This is a genomic window from Candidatus Frankia alpina (assembly GCF_902806485.1).
Lineage (GTDB): Bacteria > Actinomycetota > Actinomycetes > Frankiales > Frankiaceae > Frankia > Frankia alpina.
Map to the genome: position 1 here is coordinate 1 of NZ_CADCWT010000610.1, position 352 is coordinate 352.

A 352-nucleotide genomic window follows, 5' to 3' on the forward strand; every position below is an offset into this window, starting at 1 on the left:
CCGGACTTCTTCCGCAGAGACGTCCGCGGCGGTTTACCCAGCCCGTCCGAGCTTGGCGGCTTCGCCGAGTTCCGCGAGTTCTTCGCGACCTGAGCCTCCAGCTCGGCGACCCGCGCCAGAGCCCGCTCCAACGCCGCGGCCGTCTTGACCAGCTGCACCCGCAGACCCACCACCAGCACCGCAAGCTCGTCATACGACGGCGCGGACCCTTCGCCGGGCGGCTCCTCAGGCACACCCGGACCCTACGGTCCGATCAACCACACAGCACCAACGACCCGGCCCCCCGGGCCATCGACAGCACCCGGCCAACCGGGAAACCGAAAACAAACGATCTACAGACCTGACCAGTTAC

The 352-nt window shown here is 67.9% G+C and carries 1 protein-coding gene; it reads right to left on the reverse strand.

Annotated elements, in window-relative coordinates; translation table 11 throughout:
* A partial coding sequence (locus G6R25_RS24705; protein WP_419469421.1) for a DUF6444 domain-containing protein occupies nt 1–233 on the reverse strand: 233 nt, incomplete at its 3' end.
* Between the last annotated feature and the right edge of the window lie 119 nt (nt 234–352).